Origin of the sequence: Helicobacter mehlei (genome assembly GCF_007280785.1) — a bacterium.
Taxonomy (GTDB): Bacteria; Campylobacterota; Campylobacteria; order Campylobacterales; family Helicobacteraceae; genus Helicobacter; species Helicobacter mehlei.
Genome location: NZ_VKGC01000053.1, coordinates 1 through 1,234 on the forward strand (window position 1 = coordinate 1; position 1,234 = coordinate 1,234).

The window sequence follows — 1,234 nt, forward strand, 5'->3', positions numbered from 1 at the left end:
CCTGAAGATAAATTATTCCCCTTGCCACCTGAAAAATTAGCGTTCTCACGCAACACAGAATCGGGGCGGTTGTATGCAGTGTCTGCCCCTGGTGAAGAAGGCATCTTTGAATTTGACTTTAAACGCAAGATGTGGGTTAAATTCCCCTCTGTGGCTTCGTTTTTAGAATTTACAGATATTGCAGAGCCTGAAAACTCCGTAGAAATCACCTCAAAAGAGGCGAAATCCTTAATATCTAACTCTAAAGCCTGAGCAAGAGTCCTACTTTTTTCAATGAGCTCTTGCATTTCGTCTTTGCTAAGTGTGGGGTTAATGGTCTGTTCTCTCAAAATATGGTAAATCTCGTCTAATTGCTTTTTAATCTCCCAATTTTGGGCAGTGTGTAGCTGTATCTCGCTGGCTACCCCGTTATAGTTAAACTGGATATGCACACCCTTATACCCGCTGTCATTCGCCTTGTATTCGATTCTATGGGGAATGCCTTGTGTCTGTAAATGTTTGGTAATGCCAACAAGTTGGGAGTCTAAATATTCTCTATTGGGCGCAATCACTGCTCCTCTTAAAAAGTCATTGATAGCCCCTATATCTCCCTTCTTGCGCTTTATCTTGCTCTCAATGCTCCCCACACTCTTTAAGACGCTATTGGCTTCTAAATGCGCACTAGGCTCTTTAAGCCCCTCCAACAATGTTTTAAACCCACCCTCTTGCTCTTGGGCTTGGGTGTAGAGGGTTTGGGCTTGATTCTTAAGTTCTGGGGTGGTAGGGTTAGCTCCACTGCTAGGCATATAGCCTTCAAGATCAAGGCTTGGAGTCGTGTTAGGGCGTTGGCTATGGGATAGCAGAACTTCTTTATTGAGTTGCCCCTTTAACTTCCACATATCAAAAAATCTTAACTTATCTTGCCCGCTTAAGGCTTCCTCAATCACTACCGCGTAGCCATTAATCTGTTTGGCATACACAATACGCCCACTCTCTTCTTGTATGTGTTTAAAATCGGGGTTTTTAAGATACTCTTGGTAATGGGCGATGTCCTCTAAAGTTACCGCAATTTGTCCCCGTTTGGCTTCCTTAATCGCATCGCCATGTTGTTTGAGCGTGTGTAACACTTGGTGTGCGTCAATCTCTCTTACAAGCTCTCTCTTGCCCTTAAACTTAAGACCGACACCCCTTTATTGTGGCCAAATTCTACCAAGATGAGCAGAATCGCTATTACGGGCTTTTTAGGGATATTAAG

The 1,234-nt window shown here is 43.5% G+C and carries 1 protein-coding gene; it reads right to left on the minus strand.

Annotation, left to right across the window (positions count from 1 at the left end):
* A partial coding sequence (locus tag FNE76_RS08030; RefSeq protein ID WP_456237339.1) for a PBECR3 domain-containing polyvalent protein occupies nucleotides 1–1,106 on the minus strand: 1,106 nt, incomplete at its 3' end.
* Nucleotides 1,107–1,234: the final 128 nt, after the last annotated feature.